This window comes from Prochlorococcus sp. MIT 1342 (genome assembly GCF_047304495.1).
GTDB classification, from domain to species: domain Bacteria; phylum Cyanobacteriota; class Cyanobacteriia; order PCC-6307; family Cyanobiaceae; genus Prochlorococcus; species Prochlorococcus marinus_D.
The window spans coordinates 130404-145820 of sequence record NZ_CP138957.1; the positions used below are offsets into that span (position 1 = coordinate 130404).

Here is a 15417-nt window from a genome sequence, read left to right on the forward strand (position 1 = left end):
ATTGCGATCGAATCTTGATGTCTGGCCTTCAGGTGCTTCTGGTGGCGGGTACTCATGGCAATGAAGTCAACGGTCCCTGGCTTCTCGATCAATGGTCTCAGACCCCTGAGCTGATCAACACCCATGGTGTTGGTGTGGTGCCGGTGATCGGTAATCCAGAGGCTCTTGCGTTGGGCCGGCGTTATTTGGATTGCGATCTCAACCGCAGCTTTCGGCTCGACTTGCTCAGATCTCCCAGCATCTTGGATCGAGAGGTTGTTCGTGCCAAGCAGCTGCTTAGTTTTTTTGGTCCAGAGGGATCAACCCCTTGCCAGATCGTTATTGATTTGCATAGCACCACTTCAGCAATGGGAAGCACTCTTGTGGTTTATGGCCGACGGCCGGTTGACCTGGCTTTAGCAGCATTGATTCAGGCTCGCTTGGGTTTGCCTATCTATCTGCATGATGGGGATGATGACCAGCAGGGGTTTTTGGTGGAGCGCTGGCCCTGTGGCTTAGTGATTGAAATCGGTCCTGTTCCCCAGGGTCTGTTAAAGGCCTGCATTATTGAACAGACACGACTTGCTGTTCAGGCCTGTCTCGAGGCTCTGAGCAGCGTTGCATCTGGATCGCCGACCTACCCAGATCAGTTTGTGGTGCACTCTCATCTGGGGAGTCTGGACCTGCCCCGTGATGCCTTGGGCCAGCCTGCTGCATGTGTGCATCCATATCTTCAGGGCCGTGATTGGCAGCCTTTGCAGATGGGTGCCCCCTTGTTTCTCTGGCCAGATGGAGAGGTGCTCAGATTTGAAGGTCGAGATTCTCCTATCCCCGTTTTTATCAACGAGGCGGCCTACGTTGAAAAGCACATCGCCATGAGCCTGACCTGTCGAGAGGTCTGCCCCCTGCCTGAGCAATGGCAAGGGGCCCTGCAGCAGTTAGTCGACTGTTAACGAGGGGGACCGTTGTAGATGATCTGATTGACAGACCTTCCGTCGGGGGCAATTTGAATGACGGTTTCTTTGGTCGGTTCATTGCCATATTCCGACCAGCCTGGGGCCCCACCTAAGAAGCTATAGGTGTAGCCATTGATGGTGTCTCTGATCAGGCAATCGTTACCACCATTGCTGGTGTCAAACATGCAAGGCGCCGGTTGGTAAACCGAAAGACCGCCGTTTTCTTTGACCGCGGTGCCACGGGCCAGGTTGAGGGCGCGGATCTGGGAGGAAGGAAGCTGGTCTTGGGCGTGGGTCGGTGTCGCTAGATCGGCTAAGCAGGCAGTTCCACTAAGGGCTATGACGAGTGAGATTGTGCGAAGAGTCATCGCTTTGCTCGAAGGCTCAACCCATCTAATAGCAAGAACGCGTCGCTTGGTCTGCTCAAAAACCGAAGGTTTCTATGGTTGGCGAGGGTGACGCAATGGGCCGTTGTAGGGCACGGAGAGGATGCGATCACCATCACGAGAGATGATCACCTCGGTTTCAAGGGTTGGCTCTGCTGGGCTGAGCTGTTGCCAGCCTGGAGTCCCCCCTCGGAATTGAAATCGGAACCCTTCATTGGTTGTTGAGACAAGACATTCTTCGGCTCCGGTGACATACATGCACTGATCGGCTCGATAGGCACCCAGGCCGCCATTGAGGAATTCGGCGCGCATTCGCGCCAGGTTTGCTGCTCTTGGTTGGGCTAGCGGCAGGCTGTTCTGTGCATGGGATAGACCAGATGACCCGACGACTATCACGGCAGCTGCAAGAGGGGCAGCAGCCCTTAAGCGCGAGGAAAACATCTCATCATCTGCATGTTGTTTCCTAAACCCATCAAAGGTTTATCAGTGTTGGTTTAGAGGTGTGATCGGTTGTGCCTGAAATCAGCCACATGCCCATTGAATCCGCGTCGATTGTTCTTTCGTGCAAAGGAGGTCGCTGTCACTGCCGTCGGCCCAGTAAACCCTTAGGCGGCCATCAGTTGATTCCATGCGAAAGGTGAGTGACTTCACCGGCCCGGCGGGGGTCTTGCTGTTGGTGTCGGTAGCGGAGGGGGTCGTTTGCCCTAGTCGATGCTCGAGCTGATCGAGTCTGAGTTCAAGACGATTGATCGCTTCAGCTTGGCTTGTCGTCCATGAGGGCTGATTTTTTCGACATCCTGTGATGGCCATTAGTCCAGCCACCATCATGAGGGTCGAAAAAAGAGCAGGCGCAATTCTCGGCATGCAATTAGGAGTTGTAAACCACTACTAGTGGGTTCAGCTTGCCTGCGCCAGGCTTTGCTCCAGTTGTTGAGCTCAGCTTGAGCCTCAAGCCTGTTGCGTCGAGGATGCACCATGGAGAGTTGTTGCAATCCCTTTAAGGCGACGCCTTTCATGTTTGCCAGCGGATCAGAGCCAAGAGCTGCTGCAGGGATCCATGGCCAAAAAACTTAAGTTTTCCTGGGGTTTTCTTGTGGATGCCAAGGACTACATCTTTTCCAGCGCAATCCATTTACAGATTGCGCAATGTTCCTTTACAATTAGCTCTGGCAGGTTTTGCCTGCTTTTTTAGCTGTCCCTTCGGGGGCTCTTTTTCTTACTTAACTCAATGACCACCACCATTCGCAGTGGTCGCCTCAGTGGCTGGGAATCCTTCTGCAATTGGGTCACCTCCACCAATAACCGCATTTATGTGGGTTGGTTCGGTGTCCTGATGGTTCCCACGCTGTTGGCAGCTGCCATCTGCTTCACCATTGCCTTTATTGCGGCACCGCCGGTTGATATCGACGGTATCCGTGAGCCTGTTGCTGGCTCTTTCCTCTACGGCAATAACATCATTTCTGGTGCTGTTGTTCCTTCCAGCAACGCCATCGGCCTGCACTTTTATCCCATTTGGGAAGCTGCTTCTGTTGATGAGTGGCTTTACAACGGCGGTCCTTACCAGCTTGTTGTGTTCCACTTCCTGATCGGCATTTGTTGCTGGTTGGGTCGCCAATGGGAACTCTCCTACCGCTTGGGCATGCGCCCTTGGATCTGTGTGGCCTACAGCGCACCGCTGTCGGCAGCCTTTGCTGTTTTCCTGATCTATCCCGTTGGTCAGGGTTCCTTCTCTGATGGCATGCCTTTAGGCATCTCTGGAACCTTCAACTTCATGTTGGTATTCCAGGCAGAGCACAACATCCTCATGCATCCCTTCCACATGATTGGTGTGGCGGGCATGTTTGGCGGCAGTTTGTTCTCCGCCATGCACGGTTCACTGGTGACCTCATCGTTGATTCGTGAAACCACCGAAACCGAGTCTCAGAACTACGGCTATAAGTTCGGCCAAGAGGAAGAGACCTACAACATCGTGGCTGCCCACGGTTATTTCGGTCGTCTGATCTTCCAGTACGCCAGCTTCAATAACAGCCGCAGTCTGCACTTCTTCCTGGCCGCCTGGCCGGTGATCTGCATCTGGATCACCTCACTGGGTATTAGCACCATGGCCTTCAACTTGAACGGCTTTAACTTCAACCAGTCGGTTCTCGATGCCCAAGGCAGAGTTGTACCAACCTGGGCTGATGTGCTCAACCGCAGCAACCTCGGTATGGAAGTGATGCACGAGCGTAATGCTCATAACTTCCCTCTCGACCTGGCAGCTGCTGAGTCCACACCTGTGGCTCTGATTGCTCCTGCGATTGGCTGATCCGATCATCCCCAATAAAGGTTTGGCAACAGCTGAACCTCAAAACCCCCTCTCAAGAGGGGGTTTTTTTTTTATGATTGTTCTTGTGTATTAGCTCAGATCATTGAACTCAGGGAGCTGCTGAACGAATCAAAACAACAATGTTCCAATCAGGTTTAAAGTCAAAGTCTTAGGTCTTCAGGGAGTCTTGGCCTCAGCTGGTTGAGTTGTCGCTTCATGAGTTCTTTGTTGCATATTTTTTTGCTCCTGATCTTGGCCTAGTTCTTGTGTTTGAAATTGTTCTTCTGTGTCTTTAATGGTATTTGTGGTGAGTTGTGGAGTGGGATCTTTGATCAGTTTCCCTTCTTTCCCTGTGATCAGATTGGGTTCCTCTGGAGGACCTTCTACAACAACAACGCGTTGAACAATGAGTTGGTAATCCAGCTCTTGGCGTTTGTTGATTTCTTTCTGTACAGCTGAAACCTGCTTGAGGCTGGGCTGTGCAGGGTTGGTGACTAATACCACAAGAAGAATCTCTGGTGGGTTCTTTTCCCAGGCGATCTCAAGGCTTGCCACTTTTGCCTTCGCCTCCTTGCCACCGAAGGTCAGGGTCTCTCGCTTCAGGAAGGTCTTAATCGTGCGTTGAATCTCGTCGCGCGTCTCCTCCCTATCCTTTTCGCCAACAAGGCTCACAAACTGTTTGGTTAGGGGGATCAGCAGTAGTGCTGTTAGGCCAAACGTCACTAAAAATTTGGCGGCGCTGAGATTGTTTTCTCGTAGTCGCTGAAGAAAGGAGGGCTCTTTCCAGGCCATCATCACAAGCCCACCGCTAAGAATGCCGAGCAGGTTGGTAGCGAATAGCAATCCGGCCCCAAAGGCATCGGCCCAGTTTTGATGAGAAATTAATAGACCCATCACACAGACCGGTGGAACGAGAGCCACGGCAATGGCTGTGCCTGCGAGGGAACTCACGGCGTCTCTGCGCAACTTTGCGTATATGGCCATTGCACCTGCGACTAAGGCGATGCCTAGATCGAGCAGGTTTGGACTTGTGCGGTCCCAGACTTCCGAACCCAATTTGGGGAGGTTCGCGACTTCTCCCAGCAAGGCGGAGAGCAAGATGGTAATGAACACTCCTACGAAGAGGCTTAGGAGGGCATCCATCAAAAGTCTTATGTCGCCAATTAACACGGCGAAGGCACTTGCTCGTAGGGGCTCGATCCATGGGGCGACAACCATCGCTCCAATCACCACCGCAGCACTGTTGGCCTGTAGGCCCAAGGTGGCAATCATGCTGGCGCCGATCGTCAGGACGACAAACACTTCATCGATCTGGGCGTCCTTTTTGTAACTGTCGTGCATTCGCTTCAAGCGAGTGGATTCCATGCCTCTAATGACCTCGCCTAGGTGAACTTCTAGTTTGTTGGACTATTGTCCCAGATGTTGATAGTTGTAATTGGAGGAGATCTTCTAACACTTATGCAGAATACTGAATTGGATTAACTTCTATGGCAAGGATTAATGATTGCCTTTGAATTGACAGCTATAGCAAATCAAGATTGCAAAATTTGCTCAGCACTCGTCTTTGAGGGTGTTCACCCTGTCGAAATTATTGAGTAGTATGATGTTCAATAAAGAATGGTGCATTTTTTAGTGATCCTTGGAAATTTCTTGTGCCTATGGCAGGTCTAGGTATGCGAGAATACGATGATGTAAATGGCTGCTTTTTAATAGTATTAAAGATGAGTACAGGCGATTAGTCTTGTTAGGCTAATTTCGCAAGATTTATGCCTTAATTCAAGAGATTGCTATTGGGGCAGTTGAACTCTCTTTGCTGTTGCTCGCTGAGCTTATTTAGGCATATAAAGGCCACTGCTGGAGGGTAGGTCTGCTTAATGGGTAGCAAAACCAATTGATTTCCAGAGGGCTGTGGGGCCAATGCCTGCTTTCTCCGGCAGGGCTGATCTCCTGATATGTGATCAATCTCACAATCGGGTTTGACTCAGAACAATGCTTAGACGGCAGATATGGAAGAGATTGTTTGCAGCGATTAGAGTCACAACATGCAAAAGATGAAGCAATCTACTGAGCTTGGCAAAGGAATGATTGCCATTTTTGTAGCGACAATCATTGGTGCTTTAACAGCGATCTTGTTGGATTCAGTGATTACACAAACTGGAACTGCTTTAATGGTTTTGAGACAGGATCATGTCAGCAAAGTTTTGCTCGAGAGCTAGGCTGAATAGCTCTGACAATCAGTTCAGAAACCTGGTTATAATTCAATTTCCTTTCTTTGATCAGCAATGATCTTTTGGAAGGTCTGTTGATTCTTTATAGCGACCTTTGATGATCTGCTTTGATTTATGGTGCATTCTAGATCGATAGCCTGGGCAGAGCAGAAGTCGTATACGGCTGTTTTTGGTTTCGTTTGGCAAAAGTGTTTACTGAACCTCTTTGGATGATTCTAGATTTCTTCTCGTATTTCATCTTTTAGGCCATTATTAAGTGGAATAACATATGAAGTTTGCCCTTTTGCGCTCTTTTTTAGTGATCAACTTGCTAAGGGTTAGGCGATGAAAATCTTGGATAATCCTTTGGGAATAGTGCTATAATTACTTAAACCTTTTCTGGGCCAGATGAAAGATTTGAAGGCATTCTGTCTAGTGAATAAGCGATGATTTGGCTAATTGTGGCTCAGATACGTTAAAAGCTGGCTGCTGCTTGAGGAGCAATCAGGTCTAAATATGCCTTTTTTAGTATTTTGCTCATGGTTGGCTTTTGGCTATAGGGATTGTATATACCTTTGGGTTTTAAAAGGCATGTTGCTCCAAGGTCTCTGGGAAAGATTGCAAAGAGTGATGCCGGTGACGGGAATTGAACCTGCGACCTACTGATTACGAATCAGTTGCTCTACCCCTGAGCTACACCGGCAGTGAGCGGAACTTAACATTCAAGCATTGCGCTTTTGAACTGTTGGGCGATTCTTCTGGTCCTGGCTCAAAGTTGGATCCCCAGCTAAGAGAACGACTGATCCAAGAGTCACTCAGCCCTTGGCGGGGTTTCCGGCGGGTGTTCTGGTTCGCTTTCTTCGCTTCCGCCTGTATCGGTCTGTTGACGATGGGCTTGCGTGCCTCCTCCGGGAGCATTGTTCCCCTCTCTGATGTCTCCATTCAGATCGGAGCGCTTCTCCTTACTGGTGGGTTGCTTTGGATTGATCGCCGTCGCGGAACTTGAAGGAGTGGTTTGGAGTGCCGGCATGGTGAGCAGACTCAACCCCAGGCAAAGTCGTTCATGCTGAAGTTGTTCTTCGCTTAGAGAGGGGGCCTGGGCAAGTTCCTGGTCGGAGCGGGTTAGAAGCCAGAGGCTCTGGGTGAGCTGTTGCCACTGCCAAAGAACGAGAGCAAGTAGGGGGATGGCCGTAAGCAGTGTGACCAGTCGAGAGCTGCCTTGTAATGGCGAGAGGTCCATCACCAAAATGGAGGATTGATCGATCCACCAGAACATCGCGAGTAGGGCTGTTGATCCAACCAAGAGGCTCAAGCGAGGGATCAAGCTCTGCTGAAGACCACTGAGCTGGCGCTGGGCCTCTGAGCGTTGACTCAGTGGGCGCCGCAGTAGCAGTAGTGATCCCCAGTCGGCAGGGCGTTTCCAGAGGACGAGGGTTGGCGTTAACACCGCTACAGCCCAGGTGAGTAGTCGTTCGAAGACTGGAACAGGCCCCAGATCTGCCCCGGCTAAAACCAGTCTCAGTAAAAGCAATTCTATCGGGATCGCCCCAATAGCGATGAGCTGAAGCCAGAGCAGTGGTTCGCGTTGGGCAATCACAACAAGTTGTAGGTGGGGCGAAACCTCATGAGCTACTCAGCGTGCGTCGCTTGGTCACTAGTTTGTGAGCTTCAATGATGTCGCGTTCTTCCCAGTTGGCAAAGCGATCACAGCCGATGCCGCACTCGAAGCCTGTGGCCACCTCCTTGACGTCGTCTTTATTGCGGCGTAGGGAGTCGAGATCGCCTTCGAATACCACCTGTTTGGCACGCCGTACACGCACTCTGCAGTTGCGCTGCAGCTTGCCTGCGGTGATGTAACAGCCCGCCACGGCGCTCTTGCCGATGGTAAAGACGGCACGCACTTCTGCTTCTCCAAGCGATTCTTCCACCAGTTCTGGCTCTAGTAGACCTTCCATAGCCATCTGGATGTCTTCCAAAAGCTTGTAGATCACGTCGTAATCACGAACGTCTACACCCGTGGCATCCGCGGCCCGCTTGGCTCCAGAGGCCATGGATGTGTTAAAGCCCACAATCACAGCCCCGGATGCAGCAGCAAGATCCACATCAGTTTCGGTGATTTCACCCGGCGCGGAGAGCAACACGCGAACCTGTACCTCATCCTTCGGCAATTGTTCCAAGGATCCCAAGATGGCTTCCACACTTCCTTGAACGTCGGCTTTGAGAATCAGGTTCAGTTCCTTGAGTTCGCCATCGCTTGCTTGGCCAGACATGGCTGCGAGGGACACCCTCCTTGAGGCCATCTGTTGGGCCAGCCTGGTGGCACGGGCATCGGAGGCGCGTTCTCCCACAACGGCTCTTGCTGACTTCTCATCTGGGTAGACCTCAAATTCATCTCCGGCTGTTGGCACTTCGCTGAAGCCGAGGGCCTCTACGGCACCAGACGGACCAGCTTGTTTGAGTCGGGCTCCGCTGTCGTCGACCATGGCTCGCACCTTGCCAAGCACTGGGCCGGCGGCGAGTACATCTCCGGTTTTGAGGGTGCCGTTCTGGATTAGCAATGTGGCAACAGGCCCTTTGGCCTTGTCGAGGTGAGCCTCGATAACGGTGCCTTTGGCCAGACGGTCAGGGTTGGCCTGCAAATCCTCAACTTCGGTGACCAGCAGAATCATCTCGAGAAGTTTGTCGATGTTCTCGCCCTTGATGGCACTTACGGGAACCATCACCACATCACCTCCCCACTCTTCGGAGAGCAGGTTCTGATCAGAAAGTTCCTGCTTGACCCGTTCTGGAGAGGCTCCCTCCTTGTCCGTTTTGTTGATCGCCACAATGATCGGAACCTTGGCAGCGCGTGCGTGGCTGATGGCCTCCAGGGTCTGAGGGCGTACACCATCGTCAGCAGCAACCACTAGTACTGCTATGTCCGTGACCTTGGTGCCGCGGGCGCGCATGGCAGTGAAAGCCTGGTGGCCTGGGGTGTCAAGGAATGTGATCTTGCGGGGCTGACCGCCATGATCGATCTCCACCTGATAGGCGCCGATGTGCTGGGTGATGCCTCCGGCTTCAACCGCGGCAACCCTGGCTTTGCGGATTGCATCCAGCAGGCTGGTTTTGCCGTGATCGACATGACCCATCACGGTCACCACAGGTGGACGGCGGATCAGGTGGGCTAGATCAGTCTCCTCAATCATCTCGGTTGTCTTTTTGGCTGCCTCCTCGATGTCGTCCTGGAGGACAGGCACCCCGAACTCCTCGGCCACTGCTTCGATCGTGGGAAGATCTAGTGACTGGGTGACTGTGGCGGTAATCCCTTTGAAGAAAAGGGATTTGATGATCTCAGAGCTTTCAATGCTGAGCATGTCTGCCAGCTCCTGCACTGTGAGGTTGGCCTCCGGAACAATCAGCATTTCTGGCCTGACTTGCTTCGCTTCGCGGGCTGCACGCAGCTCCATTGCCCGTCGGCGTTGCCTTTGTCGGGTGGTTTCTTTTTTGCGCTTGCGTAATGCCGCCACGGGTTTGGAGGCGGGCTTTTTCTGCGATTTTGGTTTGGCGGGCCGGGCCAGGCTTGCCGTCAGAACGACGGCCTGTTGTTCTCCTGCGTAGCCGCTGGTTTCTGCGGTTAGGGCATCATCATTTTCCCCAATGATGTGCACCTTCTGGCGCTGCTTCTGGGGAGACTTGTTGCGTAGGGCTTCCAGCTTGGCGCTGTCGTCCCACTCCGGTCTACCGGGTCTCCTTGGGGCTCCGGCAGGGGCTTGAGCGGGGCGGTGACCAGGCCTTTTGGGTGCTGTGGGTGCGGTCGCAGTGCGTTCCACTGGTGGAGTGGCCCCCTCGGATCCTCCGCGGGTTCCGACGCTGGTTCCGTCCGGTCGTCGTGGCGGTGGTGTGCCAGGTCGACCGGTGGGCTTTTGTAGCTGCATCAGCTCTCCAGGGGCCACCGGTTTGCGCATGCCGGCAGGCATGCCTGGGCGGGTGGGGGCTCCTGGGCGGTTGTTGCTATCCCGTCCTGCGGAGCCAGCGTCGGATCGATCACGCCGAATGGGCTTGCCCACTAATTCGAGGGTGTTGCCGGCAGAACGAGGCTGTCCTGGTCTGTTTTTGCCTTGCCGTATGGGGGCGCCGGGGCGCTGCGACGTGTTAGTGCGCTGATTTGGTCCGCCGATCGGTCGTGGACTAATTCCGGGTCGTTTTTTGTCAGGGCGTTGTCCCTCTGGATCTGGTCGGCTCGGAGGGGCTACGACAGGACGCTTTGGCTTAGGGCGTCCCACCAGTTCTGGCTTTGGAGCTTTGCGATCAGATGGGATTGATGGCTTGGCCGGGGGTGCGCTGCGTCCTGGCGCTGTTGGCGATTGTGGCCTAGAGACGATTTTGGGACGAGGGCCTCCTCCACTAACGGTGGTTGCTTTACTCGCAGTAGAGGTCTGACCGGCACGTGGGTCTTTGTCCCCAGTGCTTGGAGGCACGGGGGAGGAGGGTTTGTTTGCTGATCTTGGTGTAGGAGCGGTAGGTCGGCTGGGGGTTGCTGGACGACTGATAGGGGCGTTGACCGGTCGAGCTACTGTTTTAGGTGGCGAGCTTGTCGGGGTTGGAGTGGGGTTTGCTGGGCGAGACGGTGGAGCAGGATGAGCCACCGATTCCGTTGAGGGTCGTGCAGGGCTTGTTGGTATGGGGTTTGCAGGCGCGGATGGCTTGACGTGGCTGATCTCTGAGCTGCTTGTAGCTTTTCGAATAGGTGGCGCAACGTCCTTAATGGCAGTGGGCGCTACTTTTTTCACCGACAGAATTGTCTTTCCAGGTTCCGACTTGCTTGGTGGAGCTGAATTAGCAGCGGAGCCTTGGCGCAACAGGCCACGGATGCGCTTTGCTTCATCGTCACTGATGGAACTGCTATGGCTCTTGGCCGCAATTGAGAGTTTCTCAGCGGCATGGAGCACGTCCTTGTTCTCAAGGCCTAGGTCCTTGGACAGCTCATAAATTCTGATTTTGCCGCTGCTGGTCATTAAAAGCTCCTGTCGGTCCGGGCACGAAGTGCCTCGGGGCTCCAAGCAAGTCGGGGCCATTGTTTATTTTGCCTCAGCGGCGGAATCAAAGGAGTGATTCAGCCGCTTTTGCAGCACCTCCACAACGCTGTTGGGCACCTGGCAACGCAGGGCTTTCTGTAGACGTTTGCGGCGGAGTGCCTCCTCTAGGCAGGCCTCGCTTGGACAGATATAGGCCGAACGACCCATCCCTTCATCGAGGACTACACCCTCCTGATGGTCGCGTATCACCCGCCAAAGCTGCTGGCGATCCAGCAGTTGACGACAGGTCACGCAGCGACGCAGGACGGGGCGTTGGTTCACCGAGCTCTGTCCTCTTCTTCTACTGATTTTTCATTTGAGAGTTGTTCGCTTGAGGCGTCAGGTTGGCTGTTCAAGTCGTCAGATTGGCCGTCAGATGCATTTTCGTCTTCAGCCATCGTCTTAGCAGGTTCTTCTTGGTCGTACTCTTCTTCATCTTCCGGTAGGGGGTAAAGCTCTCTTAGGCGTGCATCCTCTTCTGCTCGGGTGGCTTGTTCAGCAGCCAAACGGGCTTCAGCATCGCGTTGGAGAGCCTCTTCTTCCTCTCGCTGAGAAATCAGCTCGGCGACGGTGGTGTCCTCACTGGCCTGGTCATATTCCTGGGAGTTTTTGATGTCGATTTTCCATCCGGTTAGACGAGCTGCTAGGCGTACATTTTGTCCTTCTCGTCCGATGGCCAGGCTTAGTTGATCTGGGGGGACTAGGACGTGGGCATGCTGCCCTTCTGGATCCACCAGTCGCACCATCTCAACCCGAGCAGGGCTAAGGGAATTGGCAATGTATTGACTCGGGTCAGGTGACCAGCGGATCACATCGATTTTTTCGCCGCGTAGTTCATTAACCACTTGCTGAATGCGTGAGCCGCGGGCACCGATGCAGGCGCCGACAGGGTCCACTTCACGTTCAATGCTGTCAACTGCGACCTTGGTGCGTGGGCCCACGGAACGAGACGGAGGATTGGCTTCACGGGCTACGGCCACAATGCGCACTGAGCCTTCTTGGATTTCGGGCACCTCGTTCTCAAATAGGTAAACCACTAGTCCGGCGTTGGAGCGGCTAACGAACAGCTGAGGCCCTCGTCGGGGCACTTCGCTGACTTCCTTCAGAAAGACTTTAAAGGTGGCGTTGGCGCGATAATTGTCATTGGGGAGCTGGTCGCGGCGTGGGAGCTCGGCCTCCACTTCAGGGCGCCCAAGACCAGAACTCACGGCCATGATCACCGAATGACGTTCAAAACGGATCACACGAGCTGTGAGTACGGGATCTTCTAGATCGGCAAATTCCTCTTGAATCATGCGGCGCTGCTGGTCGCGTAGCTTTTGTGCTAGTACCTGCTTGGTTGTGGCGGCAGCCATCCGGCCGAAGTCTTCCTTCTCGGGGGTAACGTCGAGCACCACGGTGTCACCGATCTGGGCGTCTTCAGCGACTTGCATCACTTCTTGAAGAGCAATCTGGTGGTCTTCGCTCTCCACCTCTTCAACGATGATTTTGCTGGCCAGGACCCGATAACCTTCATCATCCAGCTCTAGTCCAACATCGAAGTTGCTGAAATATTCTTCTTCGAAAGGGTCCTCACTGATACCTAGATAAAGAGTGCGTCGGTAACGTTCATATCCTTTGAGGAGGGCCTCACGCAGGGCTGCTTCCACCACTTGGGTAGGGAGTTTCTTCTCCTCGCTGATGTCTTCGATCAGGTTGTTGAGGCCGGGGAGTAGAACGAGAGCCATCGACGATGGAAAGAGTGGAACGGTGCTGAAGCTGAGCTGATCGTTAAGGTGATTTATCCCGTGGGGTTGGTAAGGCGCACGCAGGTCACAGCCTTACGTGGTATGCGTTGAATGCGTCCCTTGATGTTGATGTGCACATGTTCGTCGGATCGTTTGTGCAAGAGACCGGTTTGATGAAGGTCTGAATCGTCGTCGCGGAAGCTGATCTCCACAGGGAAGCCTCTGAAAGTCAGGAAGTCCTGATCACTGTGGAGCTGATCTCCGATCCCTGGGCTGCTGATTTCCAGAACATACGCTTCAGTAAAAAGTTGGGAAGTCTCCAGGGTTTCAGCCATAGAAGCGCTGAAATGAGCACAGTCGTCGAGGGAGACATCACTGCCATCCTTGCGACGGATCTGCACCTGGATGGTCATAGGAATCAGATGGGTGAATACCTGAACACAGCAAAGTTTGTAGCCTTTTCCTGCAGCCGTCGCCGAGGCGAGGGTTTCCAGGTCCGGGAGCAAAGGATGAGGCAAAAGCAGGGGGTAAGGTTGGACTTCTGGCCCGACCGGCTTCAGAAGTGACCTGCCTCCCGAAGAAGGTACCCGCCAGGCATCAACACAATCTAGGTGATGGCCTCTTCATGCTGTGTTCAACTGATGCAGAGAAGGCCATCAAGCCATCGAGAATCTGGAGAATTCGCTAATCAGCGCCGGCCGGCCGTTTGGCACCGATGGGCTTCGCAGAACTAACGCTTCGCAGACAATTCAAATCTGTGCGGATGCATCTTGCTTATGCCTCTGATGACACCCCTTCTCTTCAATCTTCAGGTGCCGATTGCCGGCCTTGTTTTAGCCATTGTCAGTTGGTTGTTGCTAGACACTTTTGGCAGGAGGTTCCGCTCAGGTTCGTTGCGGCGTGGATTGCTGCTCAGTAGCAGGCAAAGCATTTCTCTGAGTTGCGCACTTGTAGGAGTGATTTGTTGGCTATTGGATTTGTTGGATCTGTCATTGATTCAATTCCCGCGTGATGGTGTTAAGGCGTTTGGAATTCTTGTGGTCATAGGTCTTTCATGGACGCTGCTGTCTTGGAAGAAGGAGCTCAAGCAAAACCAAGACAGTTATGCCACTCAGATGCTGCAGGGCTTTGGTGAAAAAGACAGGCTATTCCTATTCGAGGTTGTTCAAAAGACCATAGGTATTGCAGCCATGCTCATTTTATGCCTGGAGCTGATGCATTTGATGGCATTTCGCCGGCTGTACTGGTTACCGCCGGTGGGGTTGGTGCCGTTGCATTGGGTTTCGGGGCCAAGGGGATTGTCTCGAATTCCTTAAGCGGCCTTAGCCTTTACGTTAACCGTCCCTTTGTTGTAAGTGACTTCATCGATATTCCCTCCGAAAATCTTTCTGGAAATGTAGAACATATCGGTTGGTTTTATGCCAAATTGCGCTCCTCTGATCGCCAGCCAATGTACATACCAAACAACATCTTTACAAGTAAGCCGGTTGTTAATATTGCTGATATAGACAACCGCAGGATTTGGATTGAATTTGGTGTTAATTATGGCGATCGTAGAAAGATTGAGTCGATCGTGAGTGATCTTCAGCAGGTTTTAGTTAATCATTCAGATGTAGATCAGAGCAAGAAAATGGCCGTGAATTTCACAGTCTATGGCGATTCGAGTCTGAATCTAGGCTTGGTTTGTTATTCCTCTAGTGGAAATCTAAGCGATGCTTGGGCCTTGCAGCAGAGGTTGCTTCTCAAGATTGGTGATGTGGTTGAAGTGCATGGTGCAAGCATGCCATTCCCCACCCGCACTTTGATTCATTCAGGCTCGAATCAAAAACCGCAAACGATGAACCCTTTGATAGGAATTAATCAAGAATCGGGAGAAGATGCAACTTGACCCTCCCCAATTTTCTTGTCAATTTCTAATGCTTCGACTGGATTACTGGCAGCCTTGAACAGAAATTCGGTAGCTGAACCCAGTAGCGCCTGGATCCTTTGCTGTTCCTACCTTGAAATTCACTTGACTCACCGCTTTACCAGGAATTGCTTGGACAGGGCCAAACATTTTACCGGTACCCATTGGCGGCCGCATGGATTCGTTGACAACTTGAAGGTTGCTGCCATCGCTGAACTTGAGGAAGGCCTGAATTGGGTAGCTGGCAGAATCGGTTGAATCTGCAGTGAAGAATAGTTTGTAATTGCGATAGGGCTGATTAACAGCAAAGTCTGTATTCCAGTTTGTGCGGCCAAAGGCACTTCCCATCAAACCCTTTGGTCGCTCTACTCTCTTTTTGACGATCTTGTTGCCATCCCCGCCAATAGGCATTAGGAATTCACATTTGGCGATGGCTGACTGAGGGGTAAGAACTGAGGCCATCACCAGGCCTGCGGCCACAAAGCGTGATTGATACATAGGAAAGGACTATTCACATCCATAATGATGGCGGGCTTGGAATTTTGCAGCGCAATTGTAATTCTAGTTAGCCCTAAGCACGTAGCTAAACACCAGCAGGTATCTTTGAAGCCTAGGGATTGCTGCAAGTGGCTCATGATTTGAGTTAATGGGTTGTTTAGTCAAGTCCAGTAGTGTGCTTGCAATACTGAGCGTATAAATCAGTGCACAACCTGTTTTGATCGCTGGTGATGGTTAAGCCGCTGCGCGAGACACCTCCAATGATTATCGCTAGTGGCATTCTGATGCGATCTCAGGAGCTTTGCTCACGTTGCATGAAGATATTGGGGCCAAAGTTCAGTTCTCTTGATCAGTAACTTGCTATTAATGCTAACCATTACTATGCCCTATTCAAAT

At 52.6% G+C, this 15417-nt stretch carries 15 protein-coding genes, 1 tRNA gene and 1 pseudogene; 5 read left to right on the forward strand and 12 right to left on the reverse strand.

The features are described 5' to 3' along the window. The first annotated feature begins 17 nt into the window (after nt 1-17). Nucleotides 18-932, forward strand: coding sequence for an aspartoacylase (locus tag SIB79_RS00625; protein ID WP_063402927.1), 915 nt, complete (start codon nt 18-20; stop codon nt 930-932). Here the strand turns inward: SIB79_RS00625 and SIB79_RS00630 are convergent. From SIB79_RS00630 to SIB79_RS00645, 4 genes are all read right to left on the reverse strand, one after another. Continuing rightward, nucleotides 929-1303, reverse strand: a complete 375-nt coding sequence (locus SIB79_RS00630; RefSeq protein WP_063402898.1) for a hypothetical protein — start codon at nt 1301-1303, stop codon at nt 929-931. The genes SIB79_RS00625 and SIB79_RS00630 overlap by 4 nt on opposite strands. 72 nt (nt 1304-1375) lie before the next feature. Then, entirely contained in the window at nt 1376-1762 is a 387-nt protein-coding gene (locus SIB79_RS00635) for a hypothetical protein (RefSeq protein ID WP_063402897.1), read from the reverse strand. Between the two features lie 81 nt (nt 1763-1843). Further along, entirely contained in the window at nt 1844-2149 is a 306-nt protein-coding gene (locus tag SIB79_RS00640; protein WP_413681123.1) for a hypothetical protein, read from the reverse strand. Beyond that, nucleotides 2146-2337, reverse strand: coding sequence for a hypothetical protein (locus tag SIB79_RS00645; RefSeq protein ID WP_063402895.1), 192 nt, complete (start codon nt 2335-2337; stop codon nt 2146-2148). Before SIB79_RS00645 ends, SIB79_RS00640 begins: the two co-directional genes overlap by 4 nt. A 212-nt stretch (nt 2338-2549) precedes the next feature. Between SIB79_RS00645 and psbA the strand changes: the two genes are divergently transcribed. Further along, nucleotides 2550-3626 carry a photosystem II q(b) protein gene (gene psbA, locus SIB79_RS00650; RefSeq protein ID WP_011129798.1) on the forward strand — a complete coding sequence of 359 codons (1077 nt, stop codon included), beginning with the start codon at nt 2550-2552 and terminating at the stop codon, nt 3624-3626. Nucleotides 3627-3803: 177 nt separating this feature from the next. Here psbA and SIB79_RS00655 read toward each other — a convergent pair whose 3' ends face one another. After that, nucleotides 3804-4991, reverse strand: a complete 1188-nt coding sequence (locus tag SIB79_RS00655; RefSeq protein ID WP_063403533.1) for a DUF389 domain-containing protein — start codon at nt 4989-4991, stop codon at nt 3804-3806. Between the two features lie 1473 nt (nt 4992-6464). Then, nucleotides 6465-6536: transfer RNA gene (locus SIB79_RS00660), tRNA-Thr, on the reverse strand. Between the two features lie 138 nt (nt 6537-6674). Between SIB79_RS00660 and SIB79_RS00665 the strand changes: the two genes are divergently transcribed. After that, nucleotides 6675-6839: a photosystem II assembly family protein gene (locus SIB79_RS00665; protein ID WP_369818040.1), complete on the forward strand. Its 165-nt coding sequence runs from the start codon at nt 6675-6677 to the stop codon at nt 6837-6839. Between the two features lie 33 nt (nt 6840-6872). Here SIB79_RS00665 and SIB79_RS00670 read toward each other — a convergent pair. The 5 genes and pseudogenes from SIB79_RS00670 to rimP all read right to left on the reverse strand — a co-directional run. Further along, nucleotides 6873-7430, reverse strand: a pseudogene (locus SIB79_RS00670) (low-complexity tail membrane protein); the annotation flags it as partial. A gap of 25 nt (nt 7431-7455) precedes the next feature. Next, nucleotides 7456-10830, reverse strand: coding sequence for a translation initiation factor IF-2 (infB, locus tag SIB79_RS00675; protein ID WP_063403535.1), 3375 nt, complete (start codon nt 10828-10830; stop codon nt 7456-7458). A 63-nt stretch (nt 10831-10893) separates the two neighbouring features. Next, nucleotides 10894-11172, reverse strand: a complete 279-nt coding sequence (locus tag SIB79_RS00680) for a YlxR family protein (RefSeq protein ID WP_063403536.1) — start codon at nt 11170-11172, stop codon at nt 10894-10896. Then, complete coding sequence (gene nusA / locus SIB79_RS00685) at nt 11169-12617, reverse strand: transcription termination factor NusA (RefSeq protein WP_063403537.1); 1449 nt, start codon at nt 12615-12617, stop codon at nt 11169-11171. Before nusA ends, SIB79_RS00680 begins: the two co-directional genes overlap by 4 nt. A 53-nt stretch (nt 12618-12670) precedes the next feature. Further along, a complete protein-coding gene (rimP, locus tag SIB79_RS00690; RefSeq protein ID WP_063403538.1) occupies nt 12671-13135 on the reverse strand; it encodes a ribosome maturation factor RimP in 465 nt (154 codons plus the stop codon). A 267-nt stretch (nt 13136-13402) separates the two neighbouring features. Here rimP and SIB79_RS00695 point away from each other — a divergent pair, with 267 nt between their 5' ends. Continuing rightward, complete coding sequence (locus tag SIB79_RS00695) at nt 13403-13933, forward strand: hypothetical protein (RefSeq protein ID WP_236072611.1); 531 nt, start codon at nt 13403-13405, stop codon at nt 13931-13933. After that, complete coding sequence (locus tag SIB79_RS00700) at nt 13819-14505, forward strand: mechanosensitive ion channel family protein (RefSeq protein ID WP_236072613.1); 687 nt, start codon at nt 13819-13821, stop codon at nt 14503-14505. The genes SIB79_RS00695 and SIB79_RS00700 overlap by 115 nt, the downstream gene beginning before the upstream one ends. 42 nt (nt 14506-14547) lie before the next feature. Here the strand turns inward: SIB79_RS00700 and SIB79_RS00705 are convergent, their stop codons facing one another. Continuing rightward, entirely contained in the window at nt 14548-14985 is a 438-nt protein-coding gene (locus tag SIB79_RS00705; protein ID WP_328585521.1) for a hypothetical protein, read from the reverse strand. Nucleotides 14986-15417: the final 432 nt, after the last annotated feature.